The sequence below is a fragment of the Peptoniphilus obesi ph1 genome, from assembly GCF_000311865.1.
Taxonomy (GTDB): Bacteria; Bacillota; Clostridia; order Tissierellales; family Peptoniphilaceae; genus Peptoniphilus_E; species Peptoniphilus_E obesi.
Window position 1 is genome coordinate 496,531 of the sequence record NZ_HE978580.1, and the last position, 23,938, is coordinate 520,468.

General features: G+C 30.0%; 19 protein-coding genes. 6 read left to right on the forward strand and 13 right to left on the reverse strand.

Going from position 1 to position 23,938, the window contains the following annotated elements; genetic code table 11:
- Nucleotides 1-36 precede the first annotated feature (36 nt).
- Nucleotides 37-1,923 (forward strand): ABC-F family ATP-binding cassette domain-containing protein, encoded by a 1,887-nt coding sequence (locus HGPB_RS02195; protein WP_019132049.1) that lies wholly within the window; start codon nt 37-39, stop codon nt 1,921-1,923.
- A 413-nt stretch (nt 1,924-2,336) separates the two neighbouring features.
- Here the strand turns inward: HGPB_RS02195 and HGPB_RS08415 are convergent, their stop codons facing one another.
- Both HGPB_RS08415 and HGPB_RS02205 read right to left on the reverse strand, forming a co-directional pair.
- Nucleotides 2,337-3,899 (reverse strand): stalk domain-containing protein, encoded by a 1,563-nt coding sequence (locus tag HGPB_RS08415; protein ID WP_019132050.1) that lies wholly within the window; start codon nt 3,897-3,899, stop codon nt 2,337-2,339.
- A 155-nt stretch (nt 3,900-4,054) separates the two neighbouring features.
- On the reverse strand, nt 4,055-4,999 hold the full coding sequence (locus HGPB_RS02205) for a hypothetical protein (RefSeq protein WP_019132051.1): 945 nt from the start codon (nt 4,997-4,999) through the stop codon (nt 4,055-4,057).
- A 325-nt stretch (nt 5,000-5,324) separates the two neighbouring features.
- Here HGPB_RS02205 and HGPB_RS02210 point away from each other — a divergent pair, with 325 nt between their 5' ends.
- Complete coding sequence (locus HGPB_RS02210; protein ID WP_019132052.1) at nt 5,325-6,038, forward strand: hypothetical protein; 714 nt, start codon at nt 5,325-5,327, stop codon at nt 6,036-6,038.
- A gap of 19 nt (nt 6,039-6,057) precedes the next feature.
- Here HGPB_RS02210 and HGPB_RS02215 read toward each other — a convergent pair whose 3' ends face one another.
- The 5 genes from HGPB_RS02215 to murI all read right to left on the reverse strand — a co-directional run bounded on the left by HGPB_RS02215 (nt 6,058) and on the right by murI (nt 13,729).
- A complete protein-coding gene (locus tag HGPB_RS02215; RefSeq protein ID WP_036738027.1) occupies nt 6,058-6,804 on the reverse strand; it encodes a nitroreductase family protein in 747 nt (248 codons plus the stop codon).
- Between the two features lie 14 nt (nt 6,805-6,818).
- Nucleotides 6,819-7,715, reverse strand: coding sequence for a diacylglycerol/lipid kinase family protein (locus tag HGPB_RS02220; RefSeq protein WP_019132054.1), 897 nt, complete (start codon nt 7,713-7,715; stop codon nt 6,819-6,821).
- Between the two features lie 112 nt (nt 7,716-7,827).
- A complete protein-coding gene (locus HGPB_RS08935) occupies nt 7,828-11,244 on the reverse strand; it encodes an S-layer homology domain-containing protein (RefSeq protein ID WP_019132055.1) in 3,417 nt (1,138 codons plus the stop codon).
- A gap of 276 nt (nt 11,245-11,520) precedes the next feature.
- Nucleotides 11,521-12,834 carry a histidine--tRNA ligase gene (hisS, locus tag HGPB_RS02235; RefSeq protein ID WP_019132056.1) on the reverse strand — a complete coding sequence of 438 codons (1,314 nt, stop codon included), beginning with the start codon at nt 12,832-12,834 and terminating at the stop codon, nt 11,521-11,523.
- Nucleotides 12,835-12,907: 73 nt separating this feature from the next.
- Nucleotides 12,908-13,729 (reverse strand): glutamate racemase, encoded by an 822-nt coding sequence (gene murI / locus HGPB_RS02240; protein ID WP_019132057.1) that lies wholly within the window; start codon nt 13,727-13,729, stop codon nt 12,908-12,910.
- A 160-nt stretch (nt 13,730-13,889) separates the two neighbouring features.
- Between murI and HGPB_RS02245 the strand changes: the two genes are divergently transcribed.
- Nucleotides 13,890-14,414 carry an AAA family ATPase gene (locus tag HGPB_RS02245; protein WP_019132058.1) on the forward strand — a complete coding sequence of 175 codons (525 nt, stop codon included), beginning with the start codon at nt 13,890-13,892 and terminating at the stop codon, nt 14,412-14,414.
- A 323-nt stretch (nt 14,415-14,737) separates the two neighbouring features.
- On the opposite strand, the gene HGPB_RS02250 is transcribed toward HGPB_RS02245, so the two are convergent.
- From HGPB_RS02250 to HGPB_RS02275, 6 genes are all read right to left on the reverse strand, one after another.
- Complete coding sequence (locus tag HGPB_RS02250) at nt 14,738-15,517, reverse strand: alpha/beta hydrolase family protein (RefSeq protein WP_019132059.1); 780 nt, start codon at nt 15,515-15,517, stop codon at nt 14,738-14,740.
- A 9-nt stretch (nt 15,518-15,526) separates the two neighbouring features.
- Nucleotides 15,527-16,192: a uracil-DNA glycosylase gene (locus HGPB_RS02255; protein ID WP_019132060.1), complete on the reverse strand. Its 666-nt coding sequence runs from the start codon at nt 16,190-16,192 to the stop codon at nt 15,527-15,529.
- Nucleotides 16,193-16,204: 12 nt separating this feature from the next.
- On the reverse strand, nt 16,205-17,575 hold the full coding sequence (locus HGPB_RS02260; protein ID WP_019132061.1) for an NAD-binding protein: 1,371 nt from the start codon (nt 17,573-17,575) through the stop codon (nt 16,205-16,207).
- Between the two features lie 179 nt (nt 17,576-17,754).
- Nucleotides 17,755-19,056: a TrkH family potassium uptake protein gene (locus tag HGPB_RS02265; protein ID WP_019132062.1), complete on the reverse strand. Its 1,302-nt coding sequence runs from the start codon at nt 19,054-19,056 to the stop codon at nt 17,755-17,757.
- Nucleotides 19,034-20,419: a Trk system potassium transporter TrkA gene (gene trkA, locus HGPB_RS02270; protein WP_019132063.1), complete on the reverse strand. Its 1,386-nt coding sequence runs from the start codon at nt 20,417-20,419 to the stop codon at nt 19,034-19,036. Before trkA ends, HGPB_RS02265 begins: the two co-directional genes overlap by 23 nt.
- An 8-nt stretch (nt 20,420-20,427) precedes the next feature.
- Complete coding sequence (locus tag HGPB_RS02275) at nt 20,428-21,576, reverse strand: cation diffusion facilitator family transporter (protein WP_019132064.1); 1,149 nt, start codon at nt 21,574-21,576, stop codon at nt 20,428-20,430.
- Between the two features lie 135 nt (nt 21,577-21,711).
- On the opposite strand from HGPB_RS02275, the gene HGPB_RS02280 reads away from it, so the two are divergent.
- Genes HGPB_RS02280 through HGPB_RS02290 form a run of 3 tightly spaced genes read left to right on the forward strand, consistent with a single transcriptional unit; the run spans nt 21,712 to nt 23,896 of the window.
- On the forward strand, nt 21,712-22,230 hold the full coding sequence (locus HGPB_RS02280) for an LURP-one-related/scramblase family protein (protein WP_019132065.1): 519 nt from the start codon (nt 21,712-21,714) through the stop codon (nt 22,228-22,230).
- Between the two features lie 9 nt (nt 22,231-22,239).
- Complete coding sequence (locus HGPB_RS02285) at nt 22,240-22,746, forward strand: DUF4825 domain-containing protein (RefSeq protein WP_019132066.1); 507 nt, start codon at nt 22,240-22,242, stop codon at nt 22,744-22,746.
- A complete protein-coding gene (locus tag HGPB_RS02290; protein ID WP_019132067.1) occupies nt 22,739-23,896 on the forward strand; it encodes an AI-2E family transporter in 1,158 nt (385 codons plus the stop codon). Before HGPB_RS02285 ends, HGPB_RS02290 begins: the two co-directional genes overlap by 8 nt.
- The last annotated feature ends 42 nt before the right edge of the window (nt 23,897-23,938 follow it).

The window sequence follows — 23,938 nt, forward strand, 5'->3', positions numbered from 1 at the left end:
TTGTAAAATTTGATACAATTAAAAACGAGGTGCGATATGCTGATTAATATTAAAAATCTATCTAAAACATATGTAACAGAAAAAATCTTAGACGATGTAGATTTGATTGTTGAAGACACAGATAAAATTGGCCTAATTGGAAATAATGGTTCTGGAAAAACTACACTTTTTAAGATTTTATTAAATGAAATTTCCAGCGATTCTGGTGAAATTTATATGAAAAAAAATATAAAAATAGGCTACTTGGAACAACAATTAGACATCCATTCAGAAAACACTCTATATAATGAATGCCAAGAAATTTTTAAAGATATAATAGCCATGGAAAAAAATTTAAGAAAACTTGAACATGCTATTTCAGATTCTGACAATCAAAACCTAGATAGAGATATTGAACAGTACGGCAAACTCCAAGAAAAATTTCAAGACTTGGACGGCTACTCCTACCCTTCCAGGATAAGAGGAGCCTTGATAGGACTTGGCTTTACTGAAGATGACTTTGATAGGTCTGTAAATGAATTATCAGGAGGACAAAAATCAAGACTTGCCCTTGCAAAACTTCTCTTATCATCGCCTGATTTAATGTTACTAGACGAACCTACCAACCACCTCGATATAGATGCTATCAGCTGGCTAGAAAAATATTTAAAAGACTATAAAAAAGCAGCAATAATAATATCCCACGATAGGTATTTTTTGGATAGTATAGTTAATAAGATTTCTCTTTTAGAAAACAAAAAACTAACTCACTTTAATGGAAATTATTCAGTCTACTTAAAAGAGAGAAGAAAACAAATTGAAATATTAAAAAAACAATATCTCAACCAGGAAAGAGAAATAAAAAGACAAGAAGAAATTATAAAAAGATATTTGAATATGGGAAGGGACCGTTTTATCAGGGCTGGAAAATCAAGACAAAAACTCTTAGATAAGATGAAACAAGTAGATCCACCTGGAGAAAAGAAAAGTTTAAATGTATCCTTTATTCCAAAATTTGATTCTGGCCACGATGTTTTGATGGTTGAGGACTTGAAAAAATCCTATGGAGAAAAACTTATTTTTGAAAATATCTCTATGAATGTATACAAAAAAGATAAGGTCGGAATCATTGGACCAAACGGGGTTGGAAAATCTACTTTATTTAAGATTTTAAATAATAAACTTGATAAGGACCAAGGAGAAGTTAAATTTGGTTCTAGGGTAATAGTTTCTTATTTTGACCAAGAAATGGAAAACCTAAATTCAGACAATACAGTAATTGATGAAATTTGGGATAATTTTCCAAAACTAAACCATTATGAAGTCAGAAGTTACCTTGCCAAGTTTTTATTTATTGGCGATGATATTTTTAAAACAATAGATGAACTTTCTGGTGGCGAAAAAGCTAAAGTTTCTCTTTTAAAAATCATGCTAAAAGGAGCAAACCTACTTTTACTAGACGAACCTACCAACCACTTGGACATAGATTCAAAATCAGTCCTAGAAGATGCTTTAAATTCTTATGAAGGAACTGTAATTTCAATCAGCCACGATAGGTATTTTTTAAATTCTACTTGCAATAAAATTCTTGCCATGTCTCAGGACAGGATGGATGAATACCTTGGTAACTATGATTATTATTTAGAAAAAACTAAAAAATATGACGATTTTGAAGAAGAAGAGATTTCAAAAACTCAAATTGCCAACCAAAAGAAATTAGACAGAGAAGAGAGAAACAGAGAAAAGAAGAGAAAAGAAAAATTAGAAAATTTAGAAAATCAAATCCATGATAAAGAAGATCGTGTTAAAAAAATAGAAGAAGAATTATCTAAAAATGAAACCTATGAAGATATAGAACTTGTTCAAGATCTCTCTAAGGAAAGAGAAAGCTTGCAAGAAGAACTCGATGCACTCTATATGGAATGGATTGAATATAATGAATAAAAGGGATTTAAGTCCCTTTTTTATTTTTGTTTTTTTATTTTAAACACATATTCATAAATAGTTGGACATTATTATTTTATAAACATACTTATCCACATAATCAACAGTTGATTTTTAGCGATTTGTTTTTTCAATCTTTTTTAAAGCTAGTATTTAAGCCACTTTCTCTTATAATACACACAATATAAATATCAACAAGTGAATTTGTGTAAAACATCGTATTAACAAGCTTATCCACATTATCCACAAGCATCCAGCTTGGATAAGTGTAAACTTTGTGAATAATTTAAGAAAGCTTTATATAAAGCCTTTATCCTATATTTATAAAAATTTTTACTAAAAATATAAATTTAAGTATTTGTTTTATATTTTTCACAAAAAAAAGAAGGGTCAAACCCTTCTTTTAATTTGTTTTATTTTGCTTTTGTTTGTATTGATGTCGCTCCATCAGCTCCACCGATAATACCAACTGATTTTGCTGATTCTTTAGATTTTTCTTTATCTTCAGTTTTCATTTCTTTTTCTAATTCTTTAAGTTGAGCTTCTTGTTTCTTTTGAATTTCTTCATCGCTTATATTATTAACTTCAATTGTATAGAAGATTGGTGAAGCTTTTTCAAATTTTACAGTATAGCCAAAGTTTTCAGATATAAATCTTAGTGGAACCATAGTTCTATCGCCAATGATTTGTGCAGGAACATCAAGTTCTACTTTTTTATCTCCAACAATTGCAACCTTGTTATCAATTTCAAGAGCTATCGCCTTGTCGCCTTGTTTTGCTCTAACAGTTCTGTTAGCTGCGTCCCAAGTTATATCAGTTGCACCCATTTGTTCAAGTAGAGCCCTAAATGGTACTAGAGTTCTATCATTAACAATTACAGGTTCTTGGTCTGGAAATTCAACTGCATCTCCATTAATAGTTACAAAAATAACTGGTTCTTGGTTCGGCATAGTAAGTTGAATATATTCATCTTGACTTAATTTTTTAACAGAAGTTGGCATAGTAACTTTTATGCTTTCGTTCTTCTTAGTTTCAGAATTAACTTTAATATTCATCTTAAAATCATTTTCAACATTGATATAAAGGCTAATATTTTGTTTTACCTTATCTTTGTCAAAAACTGTATCCATTTTAACTTTTGAACCCTTTAAAGTTTCTTTTATTTCGCTAGCTTGTTTTGTAATTTCATCTTTATTAAATTCAGATGCGTCCATATCTAGGTCTTCAACCTTTACTGGAGCGCCCATTTTATTTAATAAATCAGCTAAAATAGTTTTTGCTGAATCCCAGTTTTTAACCATTGCTGCAAGAGCATTTACACCATCATCAGTTAATTGGTTTATATCAGCTTCGTAGCTAAATTTGTTTCCATCAACTTTGATATCATTCTTAGCTTCAAATCCTTTAAATGCAGTTTCTGCAAAATTTATTAAATCAGATTCAAATTCTGCTGAGTTAAGATATGCAATAGCTTTTTTGTTAAGACCCATGTTTGTGTCTGTTGGAAGTTCAATATATTCTTCTTTAATGGAATCTAAAAATTCATTTTCTTCTCCAGCAGTCATTGCCTTAAAGAATCCTTTATCCATGATCATTCTTGTATTATTAGGATCACTTGCATCAACAAACATATTTAATTCTAATTTGTCTTTTAAAGGAAAATCTTTTAGTGCATCAGGTTCTTCTTGAGCTACAAGATTTTTTAAAGCAGTAAAATCATATACTAGCTTTACTTCAGCCTTATCTTTTCCTTCTGTCTTAGTTGTTACACTTACAGGAATTTTAAGGCTTATATCTTTTTTGCTTTCGTCGTCTTTGAAGCTAACAGTTACTTCGCCAGTTCCAACTCCTTCGGCACCAGCCCAGTTGTTAACTTCTTTAGTTTTGTCCATATAGGCTTTAAAATTAGGACTACAAGCTGTTACTGTAAATAACATTACTAGTGCTAAAAATAAAGCTGTAAATCTTTTCTTCATAATTACCTCCTAAATTTTACTAAGTAAATTATAACAAATATTTATTTCTGGTTAAAGCTTGAATTTTAAGCCACTTTAACTCCTACTTAAATCCTACCCAGATAAGCTTAAAATATTATTAAATATTTCTAAAGATTTTCTAAATTTATTTTTAGCTAATTTTTATAGAAATTAGAATATCTATTTAAATCTTTTTGCATAGCCTCTAAGCTTGCTGCAAGCTCTTTTATATAATCATCAAGATAAGGAGGTTTTTTCCTTCCTTCTTTCATCAAATCTAAATTATATATTATCTCATTACTAGCATAAGCTGCATTTTCCATTTCTTCATAAATCTTTGGATAATAATTATAGTCGACTAATTTATGGTCCCTATTATTTATTTCTACAGTAAAATCATCTCTTAAATTCACAAGACTTTGCCTATAACAGTCTGTACATATTACATCTTGGTCCCCATCTGCTATCAAATTTGCAAACATAATTGGCTTCTTTATAAGAGGCATAATAAAATCATTTAACTTAAAATATTCTTTTTTGTGATTTTTGATAAAATCTTCCCTGCTTTCAAACTTGTAGGGACTTTTTAAATCAATTATCAAATTGTCCTTAACATAATCATAATAAAGAGAGAAATCTAAAAACTCTGCAAGATCTCTAATTTTTATATAGTTTATTCCATTGATATTGTAGCCACTTATCTTAGCTATATTTTTTCCACCGTCTTTAGTGACTTTTATATCTTTTTCTATTGTTTTTAAGTCTGCTAAGTCTTTTTTGTCGTAGTGATAACTTTTAAATACATCAGCTCTCTTATAATCACTTAGCCCATACAAACCATCCTTAAATAGGATTAAGTCCTTGTCCTTATCATATTCAATGTAAATTGAATTTTCGCTTAAAATCTGCCTAGCCAGGTCTTTTATGCTTATGTAGTTTTGTCCGTCTATATTATATAAATCATAAGTTTGAGGTCTATAGGATGATCCTTCTTCTAAAATAATTCTTTGATATGATTCTACAATAGAATTAGCCTTGACCTTAGTCGGAATAAAAACAAGCAAGGCAAGTAATAATATTATTCTTCTAACTTTTATCATAATTCCTCCTTAACAAAAAAAGCTAACTCGAGGTTAGCTTTAATAAACAATATTTAGTTTTATTTTCGATTATAGCTTTTTATATATAAGATAAGTCTTATTTGCTCCAGCATTTAGCTGCCAAAAAAATCAATTCACTATAATCTTTTTAAATTTTCCTTTTCTTCTGAAAAGCTAACAAACTGACTTTTCATCGGTCTCACCCCTAAATATTTTTAAATTCTTTTTCTTTTCATTATAAATATACCCAGCAATTTTAAAATAAAACAATATTTGTAATTTATTTTACTAAATAATATAATCTATATAATATTAGGAGGTAAATATGAACAAAGTAACTTATAAGACCGGCTTTATTATTCTTATTTCTATAGCCTTTCCTTATTTATTTTCAGGAATCTTGCATCTAGAACCCTTAATCGAAGGCACGACAATTTATATGGCAATTTGGATGATGTCAAATTATTTATTCTTAACAACCATGGAAGATCTTTTCCCAAAATACAGAAAAGTTTTATCCCTAAAAGGTTTAAAAATTTCTAAACTGCCTTATATCCTAAAATTTTTAGTTTATATAGTTTTTTTAGCATTCATAAACTTATATATGATTCAAATTTTATTTATCAGAGATAATGACTTCATAAATTCTTTGGTCTCTATTCCAAGCCTTGTTTTAATTTTATTTATCTTTTTCTTAAGTCTTAGCTACGGAGCCTTCCCTGAGCTAAAAGAAGAAGATAACTTCAATCTTTACTCTGTTTCTAATAAAAACTCATTCAAACTAGGTAGAGACAAGTTTGGAACTGTAGTAGGGTCTTATGAAGATGGAATAATTATTGGGGATATTTACTTATCTTACGATCAAATATCTAGCATCTATTCCAATAAAAAAGATAAATCACTTATGATGAAAGCGGACGGAGAAAAGAAAAATATTATTGTCAGCATCGAATCTGACAAGAGCAAGCAAAAAATGATAGAAATAATTAAAAATGCTCAAAAAAATAATAGGATAGAAAAAAAGCTAGTCAACATATAATTGACTAGCTTTTGTATTTTTAATCTACATCAAAACCCTGTTTTCTTAAAGCATCCAAAACTTGGCTCTTATTTTTCAATAAAGCGTAATGGAATTTACCAGCTATATTAGTAAAGTCATCTGATCTTTTCCCGTTAGCCCTTGTATCATAATAATTATTCATTTCCTTATCATAACCTGTCAGTTCTTCTAGATAATTATCATAAGTCTCATATTTGTTTTCAAAACATCTAAGCTTTATGCTCATCTTTGGCTTAACTTGTGGATCTTGGTCTGAATAACCCATTCCCATTCCAACAACTGGGAAAGTGTATTTTGGAAGATCTAATAAATCAATTAACTTTTCATAATCATTAAGAACAGAACCCAAATATACAACGCCAAGTCCTAAACTTTCAGCCGCAATTGCCATGTTTTCTGCCCCAATTATCGAATCAGTAAAACCTTGAATAAGCATTTCTAGGCTAGGTTTTTTTTCTATTTCAAATCCTCTTTCTATAGCTATTTGTCTATTTCTATAAATATCTGCCACAAAAATAAATAACTCTGGAATATCTTTTATATACTCTTGAGTAGAAATTTCCATAATTTTATTTTTTAAATCTTGGTCTGTTACATGAATTATACTAGCTTCTTGTAATCCCAAAGAACTTGGAGCATGAGTGTAGGCTTCAAAAATAGCTTTCATATCTTCCTCTCTTACCCTTTCATTCTTAAATTGTCTAATACTTCTATGCGTTTTAAATAAATTTAATGTCTCGTTCAAAATTACACCCCTTATTAAAAATAACTAGCCGGCAAATAAAATTCCACTCTCTGCTTAAGAATTTGAATATCTATCGGCAAACTTGGTCCCTTGTCTCCATCAATATCAGTTTCTTCTTCGCCTTCTAAACTTTCAACATGAAGTTTTGATGCTAAAAAATGCTCAACATTTGAATTCTTATCAAGCTCTCCAGCTATTGCAGATCCAGCACCAGATAATCTAGAAAAAATATCCTTCTTCTTTAAAATCAATACATTTGCATAGCCACTATCCATACTGCTATTTTGTCTAGTAAATTCTACATAGCCAATCTTATTTGATATAGAAACTAAAAAGTGATCTACCTCGCCCTCATAATTTCCATCATCAGTTTCAATCTTTAGCCTGTAATACTTATCTTTTCTAAGCCTTTCAATAGATTCCTTAAAATAAGTTAGCATGCCAAACTTTGATTTATCCTCTCCAGATGCATCATGTATAGCTTCGGGAATTGATCCCATACTAACAAAAAGGCAAAAACACTTATCATTGCATAAGCCAATATCTATTTTTTTACTATGTTCAAAATCATACCTATTTATTGCCTCTCTCCTTATTTGTGGAATACCCAAGTGCTTTGACAATAAGTTTCCAGTACCAGATGGTATTATAGCAATCTTAGGCCTATGCTCTTTGTCATATATACCCTGAACAACTGAATTAATAGTCCCATCTCCGCCAGAAACAACTATGCTATCATAATTTGTCTCAGCTGCAATACTCGCAAAATTTATAACATCATCAATATCTTTTGAAATCCTAAAATCAATAATTTCAAAATGTTTTTTTAATTTTTTGCTAAGTAAATCTTCCATTTTTACAGACTTACCAGATCCAGAATCAGGATTTAAAATTACCATTACTTTTTTCATAAATTCACTCTCAAACTAATATTTAATAATAATCATTAACTAATTTTATCATATTATTTCAATAAAATAAAAAACTCACAGCCTTTTACTGTGAGTTTCTTATAAATTTTATTTATTTGTTTAGAATTTGTAGCCAAGTTTCAATTTGTTTTCCTCTTGCTCTTTTATATTCATGGCTGTTTGTTGCTTCCATTATTTCATAGTAAGCCCAGTGACTTTCATCAATATCAGTAAATTTAATTAAATATCTTCTAACTCCTGCTAGTCCATCAAAATCAACTCCACGATTAGCGTATTGATTTAAAATTCTAGCAGCTTCTGATCTTTGAATATAAGCATCTGGTTTAAATGTTCCATCTGGATAACCATTTATACGACCGTTACCATAAGCTTGGTTGATTGCAGCTTCAAATTCGTGTCCTTTCACATCTTCAAATGGAGCAACTTTATCATTTTTCTTATCTACTCCATAAAGTGCTCTTGCAAATTCTGCACGCGTGATTGCTTGGTTTGGACGGAAGTTACCATCTTTATCAGCAAACATTAAATTTTTGCTAGTCATTGCATTGATAGCTGAGTTGTACCATGCAGATTCTGTATCTTGGAAGTTTGGTTTTGCATCATTGCTCATATCAAGCTTTGCTAAACGAGCAATTAAAGCTGCCGCTTCTGCTCTTGTCATCATTCCTTCTGGACGAACAGTACCATCTGGATAACCATACATATATCTTTCATGATTGTTATATTCTATTTCTTCTTGTTTTTCTTGTGTTTTTACTTCAGTTGCTTGGATTGGATCAGTGTTGTTTCCAAAATACCACCAGTAACCAGGCCAAGGTTGTACCCTGCCACCATTTTCTGGTTTTTCATTTGGTTTCTTAGTTCCTGGATCGTTTGGATCTTGTTTTCCTGGATCATTTGGATCTTGCTTTCCTGGATCATTTGGATCTTGTTTTCCTGGATCATTTGGATCTTGTTTTCCTGGATCATTTGGATCTTGATCGCCTGATTTGTCTTTCCATTTTGCTGTTACTGTTGTGTCTTCAGTTACTGTAATCTTATCCCCAACTTTTTTGGCTTCACCGTTTATTTCCCATCCGTCAAATTCTTTGTTTTCTGGTGGTGTAAAGGTGTCTTTAGCAGGAAGAGTAAAGTTTTCACCACTCTTCTTATATTCAACCTTATCGTCTCCTGTTCCGCCATTTGCTTGAACGGTAACTTTAAATTTCTTTGTCGCTGTGGCTGTGAATACATTGTTTTCAGCAGTAGCTTTGAAATCTTTTCCTTTATTCTTGTCATTCCATGTTAGGTCTACATAGGTATCATCTGTTACTATTGCTCCTACATCTTCAAAGCATGTTTTTTCAGTTTTTGATACTTTTTCTGTAGATAAATCAGTTCCTGGTTTAACTTTGTAGGTTTTGGCAGTAACAGGAGTTTCCTTACTACCTTCTACTTCACCTGCTTTTACACCTTCGCCTAGCTTCAATTCAACATCTATGGCATCATCAGGTAAGTTTTTCTTATCAGATGGACTAACAAGGTCGCTAACGTATAGCATTTGTTTTTCTACTATGATTTCAGAATCATCGTCAAACTTTACTTTAACCTTGCCTTCAAAGTCTCCAGAGTTATTAGTAGTTCTTATCTTTGGTTCACTTACATCAGTTACTGTCGCTCCGTTAATGTATTCTTGAATTTTATCTTTATCTGTTGCAGAATCTTTTGCCTTGACGCCTTTCTTCCATTCAACTGTATCTCCAACCCATTTTTTGATATCAACTGGGTCAAGTCCGCCTAGGGCTTCAACTTTGTCAGCTATTGTTTCTTTTATAGTTAAAGTTCCAGGTTCTGAAGTAAGTGGATCTTTATCGTCATCCGCTATTCCACCCTTATCTGTCACTGTAGCTGTTACATCTGTTCCGCCTTTTACCTTGTCTTTAGGAAGAGTTATAACTCCATTATCATCAACGGAACCTTCGCCTTTAGTGATAGACCAAGTTCCATCATCAGCTTTTGTAGCTGTAGTTGTTTGATCATTGCCATCTTTATCTTTATAAGAAACAGTAATGATATGAGCATCTGTATCTACTTCAAGATTTGGAGTTATTGTGATGTTTTTCTTATCTTCACTTAATGCAAGCGTTGGTGCATCCGGTTTGATGTTTTTTACAAGGTCTTTGGCTGGGATTATTATTGTTGGTTCAGCTCCTTCATTTACCTTGTATGAACCATCTTCATTTGTTTCTGGAACAAATTTATAATTATTGTTCGGGTCCCAAGTACCTGCTACATCATTACCGCTAAATATCTTAACATTTCCGCTGTCATCAAATTGTATAACTGCCGGCATTCCATCCCAGTCTCCGGTTCCGTCTGGTAATTTAGATACGTCATTTACAGTATTGGCATCTCTAATAGCTTTACCTATTGCTTCTTTATCTTTATCTGTTAATTTTCTAGGGTCTCTAACACCTGTTAGGTCTGGTATTACTAATTCTGGTTGTATTGTTTTACAGTTATTTTTCTTTCCATACTCTTTGACAATTACACCAAAATCTTTTCCAAGCACTACATTATCATTGCCAATTTCATAAGAAAACTCACCAGTGTCTGGATTTACTGTTGCAAATATCTTTGTTCCTTTATCGATTGAACATCCTCGATCCGTACAAAAATCTGATGGTTTCGTTTCGCCAAAACTTGTAACAATTTCTACTCTGAGTCTTTCTGGTGCTGCTACTTTTGTCAAATCCACTCTACCAGTGATTTTACTGTCAACAACTTTAAGTGTATCTATGATTGGAGCGGTTGAAATTTCTGTAATTTTATGAACTGTAACTTTATCAGAAACATCTAGTGTAAGTTTAGACTTATCCGAGAAAGTAACATCTATACTCTTACCATTACCTGCTACGTCAATTGGATTTATCTTATCATTTGCATTTTTAGGCACATAAAGGTTTCCTTCAAAGTTCTTATCGTCAACATTTTCTAATTTATTATTTTCAGTTTTAAAAGCTTTTACAATATCTTCTACTGCATCTGCATCTATAACGAATGTATCTTCTGACCAAACTTCAAGTGTCGGCATAGAAAGCTTGCCTTTGTATAATTCAGAAAGTAATTGCTTAACTTTTACAAATACTTCATCAGAAAAACCACCATTAAATTCTTGCTTCGCATAGACTTTATATCCTGCTTTTACTTTATTTTTTAATGTAACTTTCCATTTTGACCCACCCTTAGGTTTAATAGAAACATCTGCTGTTTCAATCTCTATATCATTTTCATCCTTAACAGTTACATGAATTATACAGTCTTTATTGAATCTCTTTCTTTGCCCAGATCCTACTAAACCTCCTCCAGTAATTTCTTGAGCGTTAGGTGCAACTGGATTAATTGTTGGTTTTGGTACGCTAGTTTGTGCACTTACTTCTCCTGCTCCCAATATGTTTGTTAAAAACATTACTAGGACTAGGGTCAATGCCAAAAAGCTTTTACTTATTTTTCTTTCTTTTGTTATCATGCTTTTTTCTTCTCTCCCTTTCAATAATTTTATTTCTTTTTAGACTTACTCAGTCTATTTATTTTTATAAGATCAATTTCTATTTTATCAAGTATTTTACTTCTTTACCATAGTTTATAGCCTAACTAGTATTACTTTTGTATTACTTTTTTTATATCTTTCTTAAAATTAAATTATAGGAATTTAAAAGTCATATAATTTTTCTAAAATCCTATATAAAATAAAAAATCGACAGGAGAATTATTCTTCGCTGCCGATTACTTTTTCCTAAAATATTTATAACTTATTTATTTTTTCAACTATTTGATCAAGTTCAAAAAGATCTTGATCTCCAGTTTTCATGTTTTTCAAAGTATATTTACCAGATTTTACTTCGTCTTCTCCTAATACTATTGTGTAAGGGATGTCTAAAGAGTCAGCATATTTAAATTTCTTCTTTAATTTTGCTTCTTCTGTATAGACTATACATTTTACTCCCTTATTTCTTAGTTTAGAAATTAATTTAATTCCTTCTTCTAAAAATCCATCCATAGGAATTACAATCAAGTCAATCAAACTTTTCTTTTCTGCCTTTATTATTTTTGCTTCGTTTAATTGGTAGAATAATCTAGATAGACCAATTGATAGTCCAACCCCTGGAAGTTTTTTGTCTGTATAGTAGCTGGCAAGGTTTTCGTATCTTCCGCCTGAGCATACTGATCCAAGTTTTGGATAGTCATTAAGTAGTGTTTCATATACTGTTGCTGTGTAGTAGTCTAGTCCTCTTGCTATTTTTAAATCAACTTGATAATTAGCTTCTGGTATGTCGTAATCTTTTATGTAGGATATTACTGTTTCAAGTTCTTCTAGTCCTTCATTAAAGACTGGGTTTTCGATTTTTAAATCATGTAGCTGGGCAAAGATTTCTTCGTTGCTACCTTCTATGGCGATAAAATCTAGTATTTTTTCTGCAACTTCTTGTGAAACTCCATTTTCAACTAGTTCTTTTATTACATTTTCTCTGCCTATTTTATCAAATTTATCTACTGCTCTTAAAACTGAAGTAAGGTCATCTATGTCTAGTGAGGCAAAGAATCCGTTTAATATTTTTCTGTTGTTTAGTTTGATTGTGAAATTGTCAAAGCCTAAGTCTTTAAAGGTATGGTAGATTACAACAGGAAATTCAGCATCGTTTGATATATCTAATTTTTCGTTTCCTATTGTATCAATATCGCATTGATAAAACTCTCTAAATCTTCCCTTTTGTGCTTTTTCTCCACGATAAACTTTTCCAATATGGTATCTTCTAAATGGGAAAGATAATTCATTGAAGTGCTCTACTGTGTATCTTGCTAGTGGAACAGTTAAATCAAATCTTAGGGACATATCTGTGTCGCCTTTTTGAAATCTATATATTTGTTTTTCTGTTTCTCCACCACCTTTTGCAAGTAGGACTTCACTTTTTTCTATGTTTGGTGTGTTTATTGGTAAAAATCCGTGATTTTCAAAATTTTTTCTTATCTTATCCATCATTTCATTGAATAAGATTTGTTCTTGTGGTAGTAGTTCCATAAAACCAGGAAGGGTTGATGGTTTAACTATTTGGCTCATATTTACCTCCTATATTATCCTGTTTAATATTTATTAATTTACTACTTTATCTGTCTAAGGTCAATTTTTATTTTTAAATTTCATTTGCATCTTTTATATCCAAGAGGTCTTTGTCTTGGTCTAATAATTTTGATGCTATATTTCTAAAATCTTCTGTGTCTCCTGTTACATAGTATGAAGTTTTTTGTCCTTCTTCCTTTGATAAAATTCCAAGTCCGCTTAACATCCTATTTAAATCGCTAGCTATACTTTTAGCTGGATCTATAATTTTAGAAGTTTTTTTCTTATCTTTTAGTAGTTTTTCTATAGAATTTTTTGCAAATGGAAGGTGGGTGCAGGCAAGAAGAACTGTGTCATAATCAAAGCCATCATATGCATCGATATATTTTTTTGCTGCTTGGTAGCCTTCTTCTTCGTTCCCTTTTCCATCTTCTACAGACTTAACTAAATCTGGACAAGCTACAATTTCTAAATTAACTTTTGAATCTATTTTGTGCATTGCCTTTTGGAATACATCACTTTTTGCTGTTGCAGTTGCTGCCATTATAAGTATATTTTTATTTTGTGTTACCATTGCACTGTCTACTACACCTGCTCCAATTACACCAAGTGTAGGAAAATCAAAATCTTTTTTTATATAGTCTAAACAATAAGGAGCGGATGCGTTGCAAGCAAGGATTGCCGCTTTTACATTAAGTTTTTTTAATTTTTCAAAGCATTCGATTGTGTAGTCTGCTATATCTTGTGGTTTTTTATCGCCATAAGGAACTCTTCCAGTATCTGCTATATATATGAAGTCTTCATTGGCAAAGTCTTTTTGCAATTCTCTTAGAATGCTAAGTCCTCCAACGCCACTATCAAATATTCCTATTGGTCTATTATCAAAATAATTCATTTTATACACCTCTAAATGATTTTACATCTTCCTTAAATTATTTCTTTATACTATCATTGTATCAAAGCTTTAATAAAATTACAGTAACTATATATTTGTGATTCTAATAAATCGCAGCTAGTATAAATTTTATGAATTTGCAAAAGTAAGGAGTGAAACAGTGATATATTTAATAGCTGGACAATCTGCAACCGGGAAAACTACTCAGGCAAATATTTTAAATCAGGATGAAAATTTTCATAAAATTGTTAGTTATACGACAAGGGACAAAAGAAAAAATGAAAAAGATGGCATAGACTATCATTTTATAAGCGAGGAAACATTTAAAGACCTGGAAAAAAATAATTTCTTTGTAGCTCCTGTTAAATATTCTGGCAATTATTATGGGATAGCTAAAAAAGATTTGGAAAAGTTTCACAAGTCTAGCAAGAATATAATTTTAGTTCTTGAGCTTAGTGGAGTTAAGGAAATAAAGAGCAAGTTTGAAGATGCTACCTCTATTTATCTAGACTTGAATGATGATGAGATGGTCGCTAGGATGAAAGCCAGGGGCGATAGTCCTGAAAAGATAAAAGACAGGCTTGAAAATAAGCAAGATTTCACAGGTTTTGCTGATCATACTATTGATGGATCAAAATCAATTGAAGAAATTTCAAAAGAGATTAGGGATATTGTAGGTATTTAAAATTTGATTTGTGAATTTATTTTGTAGTTTGATTTATTTTTTATTACTTTTGATTTGAAATTTGATTTGTGTTTTAGAAAATTATTTTGTATTGTGAATTTTATTTTTCACTTTAAAACTTATTTCAAATTTGTGTTTTGATTTGCACTTTAAAAACTTCTTTTAGTTTTAAAATTTGCTTTATATTTTAGAAATTTATTTTGAGTTTGATTTCTAATTTATATTTTTAAAAGCTATTTTAAACTTAGAAACTTATTTTTATTTTGAATTTTAATTTAAATTTTTATTTCTTCATAAAAAAAGGGTGATCTATTCGATCACCTTTAAAAATCTAATTTTTCTTGCATAAATTCCAAAGAATCATTGATCATAAATGTAGTTACTTGATGTCCTGTAGCTTCATATATTCTAAAATATGCAAGATCTTTTTTATCTTCATCATATCCATCAACTAAATCATTATAAAAGTTTTCCATTGATTCATGGTCTACAATTTGGTCTTCCATGCCGTTACATAAAACAATTGGTCTGTTATATAAGTTTTCCATGTGAAGGGCAGGGTTTAATCTTAGTAAAAATTCATTTACTCTTTCCCTTTCGTAGGAAATTTCTTCTTCGCCCTTGGTTGAGTCTTGGACAATCCATTCCCAGTTAAGAACACTGTTGTATAAAAGTGCAACCTTTAAATCTTTTTTGAAAGTAAAAATTCCGCCTGCAGTAAAGGCTCCCATAGAGTGTCCTGCTATTCCAATATTTTCAGGCTTAGTGCCTAAATTATTTACAACATATCTATGGATTCTTGGAAATTCTTCAATATTTTTCATTAAAACTCTTGGTAAATAAGTTTTTACTGTCATATCGTCATTATAGTCAAGTCTTCCCCTATCTCCGTGATAGATTGCTTGAGGAATTACTACCTGATATCCATAACTTGCAAAAATATTTGCCCTAAATATTTGATTATAGGCATTACTTGCCCAACCATGATAAAAAATCAAGGTTTTGTTTTCGCCATCTGTTTTATGTGGCGTTACTATATAGCATGGTACTCCACCTATTTTTAACTTAGTTAGGTCTGAATAATCAGACATTAAATATTTCAAATTTACCTCCTATAATTTCCAATTTGGTGCTTGAATGTTATTTTCTTCTAAAAATTTATTAGCTTTTGAAAAAGGTTTTGATCCAAAAAATCCTCTGTGAGCTGATAGAGGAGAAGGATGCGGCCCTTTAATTATTAAATGTCTATTGTTTGTTATTAATGTTTCTTTTGATTTAGCGTGGTTGCCCCAAAGTATAAAGACTAGTGGTTTTTCTCTATCGTTTAAAATTTCTATTACCCTGTCTGTAAAAATTTCCCAGCCAATTTTTGAATGACTCATTGGACTGTGAGCCCTTACTGTCAAGGTTGTGTTTAAAAGCATTATTCCCTGCTTTGTCCAATTTGTTAAGTTTCCGCTTTGAGGAATTTCTACTCCTAGATCATCATTTAATTCTTTAAATATATTTACAAGTGATGGTGGAATTTTTACCCCATCTTTTACAGAAAAAGATAAACCCTGTGCTTGGTTGTAGTTATGATATGGATCTTGTCCCAAGATTAAAACTTTTACATCATTGTAGGCTGTATATTTAAAGGCATTAAAAATATCATCAGCTGGTGGAAATATTTCATGATTCTTGTATTCACTTATCAATAGTTTTCTTAAATTTATATAATATTCTTTTTTAAATTCATCTTCTAATAAGTTATCCCAATCATTATTAAATTTAATCATAAAACCATCCCATCAAGTAAAGTAGTTTAACAAACCTCTTTGATTTTCTTCTTCCATAAATTTAGCCAAGTCTTTTCTATTTTCATTTTTGCAAAATACTACTACGGTATCTCCCTTTAAGAATTTTGTTTTACCTCTTGGTATTACAACTGTGCTATCTTCTCTAATTATTCCACCAATCAAAATTCCTTTTGGTATATTGACTTCTTCTATAGTTTTATCAAAAAGATTGGATTGACCATTTAATTTTATTTCTAAAATTTGAGCCTGTCCATTAAAGCTTAAGTAGGTCGATACTCCTCTATTTTTATTTATACCCTTTAAAATTACATTTGCAGCTATGTCTTGTGGATTAACAACTGCATTTATAGAAAGTTGGTCAAGTATTTTTAGATAATTCTTGCTTTGAATTTTCGTAAATATTTTTTCTATATTATATTCTTTTGCCATCAAGCAAAGTGCTATGTTTAATTCTTCATTATCTGTTAAGGAAATAAAGATATCACTTTTATCAACTTCGTTTAGGTCGAAAAAGTCTGCTCCTTTTAGCTTAGAATGAACTACATAGGCGTTACTATTGTCTTTTATCAGCTTGTCACATTTTTCTTTATCTTTATCGATTATTGTGAGATTATCATCTTCAAATATATCTGCAAGTTTGGCACTGATTTCATTTGCACCAACTACGGTTATATTTTTTTTGGGACTTTTTTGTTTCAGTCTAAAGTATTTCATATTAAATTTCATGATATCTTTAGCTAGTCCCATTATATAAAGGTAGTCGCCCTCTTTTAAAATAAATTCTCCATCTGGAATTATAAGTTCTCCATTTCTTACTACTGCTATTGCCAAAACTGTAGCAAGAGAACCTACGTCTTTTATTTTATGGTCTTCTAGATCTTTATCTGATCTTATCCTATGGCAAATTACCTCGATTTTTCCGTTTCCAAATTTATCAGATTGGTAGTTTATTTCACTCTTAATAATATCTGTTAAAGCAAGTGCTGTTTCAAGATTTGGGTTAACAATTTTATCTATGCCTATATAATCTCTTATATATGATAGTTGTTTCATTGATTCGACTTGATTTATTACACAAATAACATGTCCTGCTCCCATTCTTTTTACAAGCATACTAGAAAGTATATTGTCTTTATCTGATTTTGTCAGTGCGACTATGATGTCATAGCTTTCTATATCTAATTTTTTAAAAAATTCAGGACTTAAATCGTCATAAATTATTGCCTTTATATTTTTAAGATTTGCTATATCCAAAATTTCACTTTCATCTTTGGCTAATATAGTTATCTTATCTCCTTGGATATAGTTAGTATTTAATAATTTTTTTGCAATTTCTCCATTACCTATTACTAAAATTTTCATATCATTACTCCATTATTAAATAGCACTAGTCTTTTTTCTAATTCTAGATGGCGATATTAAAGCAAGTAAGGTGAAAAATTCTAACCTGCCCAGCAACATAAGTAAGCAGAAAAATAATTTTAAATATTGGTTATAAAATAAAAAGTTACGAGTAGCACCAACTGCTCCAAATCCTGGCCCTACATTTGAAAGTAGGTTACAGCAGTTGATAGTGAACTTAAAAAATCTACTCCACTTAAACTTACTATAGTTGCTGATCCTATCATTATTAAAACATATATTCCCAAAAATCCGTATATACCTGATATTACTTCTTCATTCATTACTCTACCATTAATTTTTACTGGAATTATAGCATGGGGATGAAGAACTCTTTTTATTTCTCTTTTTATTAATTTTATAAGAACTAAAATTCTTATTACCTTGATACCACCAGCTGTTGAGCCTGCACTTGCTCCTGTGCACATTAAGATAAATAAAATATATTTTGAAAAAGTTGGCCATAAATCAAAGTCTGTTGTTGCAAAACCTGATGTTGATGCTATTGATGTTACTTGAAAAAATGAATGCATTAAAGAATCTTCAAAATTAAAAACTTGATTATAATAAAGATCAAGACAAATAAATAAAGTTGCTGCGAATAAAATTATGTAATATGTTCTAAATTCTTCATCTTCTAAAATATTTCTAATTTTGCCCTTATATAAATGATTGTATATAGTGAAGTTTGTTCCGCAAAATAGCATGAAGAAAGATATTATATAAGGAATTATATAGCCATTGTTTGCGTAGTATCCTACTGAATTTGCCTTAGATGAAAATCCTCCAGTTCCTACAACTCCTAGTGTGTGGATTACTGCATCAAAAACTGGCATCTTGGCAAGAACTAGCAATATAAATAAGATAAGTGTTATTACCATATAGATAATATAAAGTCTTTTTGCTGTGTCTGTCATCTTAGATTCAATTTTTCCTGCAACTGGTCCAGGAGATTCTGCCTTAAAAATTTGATAGGCTCCTATGCCAAGTTTTGGAAGAAGTATAAGTGTGAATACTAATATTCCCATACCGCCTATCCAGTGGGTCATTGACCTCCAAAGTATTATTGACTTTGGAACTATTTCTGGATTTTGACAAACGCTTGCTCCTGTTGTTGTAAATCCTGAAACTATTTCAAATAAGGAATCTATATAAGTTGGGAATGACCCTGAAAAATATAGGGGCAAGGCTCCAAAAATTGATGCACTTATCCAAGAAATAGATACAACTAAAAGTCCATCCCTTGGTGATACCCTTAAATTTTTAGTCTTTGTAAATCTCCTTATACTCATAAATAGAGCAAATAAAATAAAAATCGTTACAGCAAATGCTGGTTGTGCTCCATCATCTAAGACCGTACTCACTATTAGGGGCGGTATCATAAAAAGTGATTCTATTGTAAAAATTATTCCTAATATCCTAAAAACTATCGCGTAATTCACTGAAAAAACCACCCTTATTGTTTCTTAAATTAAAATATTTTTTTATAGCCTGAATTTTTTCATGCCTGCAAAATACTATTATCCTGTCGCCTTCTTTTAATTCAGTATTTCCATTAGGAATTATAACTGTGTTTTCTCTAACCATTGAAGTTATCAATACTTCTTTTGGAAGATCAAGATCTTTTAGTGGTTTATTTAAAACATTTGTCTCCTTATCTAGGATAATTTCTGTAAATTCTGTTTCCCCATCTTGCATTAAGTTTACACTTAAAAATCCATGACCTCTTACAAATTTCAATATGGCTGATGCAGTGATTAGCGATGTATTAAAGGCTGCATCTAGGTTTAATTTATCTATTATCTTGTCATAATTTGACCTAGATAGTTTTGCAACGGACTTATAAACTCCAAGTTGTTTTACAGTTAGTGCCATCAAGATATTTGTTTCATCTATTCCTGTTGCAGCTACAAAGGCATCATAAGAATCTATCATTTCTTCATTTAAAATGTTTAAGTCTGTTCCATCAGCATTTATAATCATGGTATTTGGTAATTTTTCCATAAGTTCATTGCATCTTTGCGGATCTCTTTCAATTATGGTTGTTTCAATCCCATCATTATCAAGAAGTAGACCAAGATACAAACCAAGCTTTCCTCCACCAAGTATGATAACTTTTTTTACTGATTTATGTTTACTTATATCTGAATGATTTTTGTCAAAAGATTCTATATCATCCCTTGCTCCGACTATTAATATAGAGTCCTTTTCTCTTAAAATTGTTTCTCCATTTGGAATTATTGTCTTACCATCTCTTGTAATTGCAGCGATTAGTAGCTGAGGTAGGTCTTTTAATTCTTTAATTTTTTTATCAATAAAATTGGCATCTGATCCAATATGAAAATCAACCAGCTTGACTTTTCCATTTGCAAATTCATCACTAACTAACAAGTACTTTTTTAGCAAGTATTTTTCAATTGAAACCGCTGTTGCATGGTCTGGGTTTATTATTTCATCTATGCCAAGTTCATTCATTATAAATCTTATTTGGCTATGGTATTCTGGATTTCTTACTCTAGCTATAACCCTATTTACACCAAGTCTTTTTGAAAGCGTTGATATTAATACATTTGCTTCATCAGAAGTTGTTGCAGCTATAAGTAAATCATATGATCCAAGGTCAAGCTCTTCTAAAATTTGAAAATCTAGAGCATTGGCATTTACTGTCAACACGTCTAAAGAGTTATTTACATTTTCTATTACCTTATCATCATTATCCAAAATTGTTATATCGCAGTTTTCATCAACCAAAGATTTTGCTAATCTAAAACCTAGTTTTCCTGCTCCTACAAGTAATACTTTCATCATATCTCCTAATAAAAATACCTATCAATAGTTATTTTGCTCTTCTTGTTTAGCTCTTTTTCTAAAATATTTCCCACTTTTTCTCTAATAACTTCTATACTTTCTCTTTTACCAATTTTATCATTATTTATTACAATATCTGCAAAAATTGTCCCATTTTCTATATAAATATCGTGAAAAGAAATTATTCTCTTATCAACTTTTACTAATTCTTTTAATTTATTTACAACTATCTTTTCATCTTCTGAATAGTAGCCGACTGGATCGACATGGATTGAAATATCAACATTATATTTGCCGCCAATTTCTTTTTCAATCTCATCTATAATATTGTGGGCTTGGACAAGGCTTAGATTATAAGGTATCTCTACATCTAAAGTTAAATAGTCTTTGTCTGGTCCAAAATTTACAATCATCATATCGTGAACGCCAAGAATTTTATCATGTTTTAAAATATCATCTTCTATATTTTTCATCATATCAACTGGCACTTCTCCTATAAGTTCACTGAATGTTTCCCTTATTAAATCGTAGCCTGAATATATAATAAATATACTTACAATGATTCCAACATATCCATCTATGTGCCAGCCTGTAAACCTATAAACAATCATTGACACAACTACTACAGATGTAACAAAGACATCTGATAAATAGTCTCTTGATTGTGCTCTTAGTGGCATGGCTGATATTTTCTTTCCTATATTATCAAAGAAAAAAGTCATATATAATTTAACAATTATTGAAAAAGTCATTACCATAATTGAAAGTAAATTAAATTCTATATGAACAGGGTTTATAATCCTATCAACAGAAACTTTTATAAATTGAAATCCTGTTATAAAAATAAAGGCTGATACAATTAAGGCTGATATATATTCTATTCTACCATGTCCATAAGGATGTTCCTTGTCTGGTGGAATATGAGATAATTTTGCTCCAACCAAGGTAACAATTGATGAAACACTATCTACTAAGTTGTTAATTGCATCTGCAAGTATTGATACTGAACTTGTCGTTAAAAATAAAAATCCCTTAAATAAAACTAATAATAAATTTAATATCAAACCATAAATTGAAGTGTAACTAGATATTAAAAGTCTATCTTCCTTATCGGTATTATATTTTCCTTTTTCTAAAATAAAATTAGCGATCACTTTATCCCTCAATTAATTATATCTTTGCTTAAACACATAAGCTAATGACTAATTATATCACTAGAGACTAGCTTTTTAAACTCGTTTATAGAAATTAAAGATTTAATAATGTATAATTATTTTTAGGTGATTTACTTGAAAGAATTGACCTTTGTATGCGATCATACGATATTTGATAACTACAAATATAAAATATTAGAAAAGGATAAAATTACATATAAAGCAGAAGTTGATTTTTATACTGCAATTAAAAATTTTATAGAAAGTAGATTTTCTTATAAATCAAAAATAAGTTTAACTGACTTAGAAGATAAAGAGCTTGCGAGTATTTTTAGCTACAGCTCACTTCCTTTAAACGACAAACTTTTTTCTATAAAAATTGATGATGAGGTTTTTTATGTTAGAGAGGGAAAAAATTTTAGGATTCCTGATCTTTATATAAGAACAAATCTAGGGAAATTATCTATTTTTGGAAAATTATCAAGTCAAGAATTTAAAATTGCTCATAATGAAAAGATTTTAGCTTCTATAAACGCTTCTTATAATAAAAACGTTAAAGAATATAAATTAAGATTTGAATATGATTATTTAGAATATGAAAAACTATTTATTAGTGTAGTCTTAATTTTAGATAATCTTTACCACGATTATTAGGGGGATCTTATGAAAAAGAAAAATTTATTAATTTTACTGACTATCTTGCTATTTACCCTTACTTCTTGTTCTGTTTTTAAAGAAGATAAGAGCCTTTATGATTATAAAACTGAGTATGTTGGAAATGCATCTGCTACATCAAATCTTGTGAATAAGCTGAAGTTTGACCACAGACTCAATTATGATTTTATAAAGCTAGATTATAATGATGATATAAATTGCTTGCAGATACATTTTAAATCTAACACAGAAAATTTTGACCAAGATCTTAAGCAAAATCTATTTAATAATTGCTCATATCTTTTTGCCTTGATAAAAAATTTAGATGAGATTAAAATTTTTGTTAATGAAGGTCAAAAATTCCGTGCTAGTAAGGACTATATAGAGGAAAAAAAGATTTTTAACAAGACTTTTGCAGAGTATTTTGAAAGCGAAGAGTTTTTTTACGAACTCCAAAATCAAATAAAAGACTTGGACAAGACAGCTTTTATAGAGGGTGATATAAATAATGATTAAATTAAAAGAAAGAAAAAACGTAAATCCTTATAAGAGGTTATTAAAGGTTATATTAATATCAATAGTCTTTTATTTTCTACTTTATAATTTTAAAACAACTTTGGCAGTTTTAAATAAATTGTTAGTTATAGTCAGTCCTTTCTTTATAGGGGCGGCCCTTGCTTATGTTCTAAAAATACCTGTTAATTTCTTTGAGAGAACAATTTTCAAAAAGTTAAAAAATACTAAGTTTGAAAAATATATAAGGGGATTTTCAATCCTGCTAGCTCTTATAATAGCAATTTTGATTATCGTATTGCTATCAGCAATAGTGATTCCGCAACTTGTTGAATCTTTGAAAACTTTACAAGAAAAGCTACCGATGTTTTTAGATACAAGTCTTAATTGGATGAAAAAATATGAAATTCTAAAAAAACCTGCTGCTGATATAGAAAAATACCTAAGCGAATTATCTATTGACCAATTAATATCAGATGCTAAAAACTATATCTTATCAGAAAATAACAAGATTTTATCAACAGGTTTTAACCTTACTTATTCGTTTGTAAATGGCATAGTAAGTTTCTTTATATCCTTTGTTTTTGCTATCTATATTCTTGTTGATAAAGAAAATTTAGCAGACCAATCTAAGAAATTATTGAGAGTTTCATCTACTGAAAATAAATATGATTACACACTTTATTTCTTTGAAAATTTAGATTTTAATTTCCACGCCTTTATTAATGGGCAATTACTAGATTCTTTAGTAATCGGAGTTATGACTTTTGTTGGTATGCTTATTTTAAGACTTCCATATGCAACTATGATTGCTGTTGTTGTTTCTTTTCTTGATTTGATTCCAATAGTTGGACCAATAATAGGAATTGGAATTGGAGTTATATTTATTTTAATTGAATCTCCTCAACAAGCTTTAATTTTTGTTGTTATGATGCTAATTTTCCAACAAATTCAAGGAAATATAATTTATCCAAGAATTATGGGCGATAAGTTAAATCTTCCATCTCTTTGGACTTTATTTGCAATTACAATTGGTGGATCTTTGCTGGGCATAATTGGAATGTGGGTATTGATTCCATTATTTGCAACTTTCTACAAACTTATATCAGAATATGTAAACCACAAATTATTATTAGAAAAAAGACAATTATAATTTATAAATAAAAAATGAGTAGGGATTTGATTCTCTACTCAT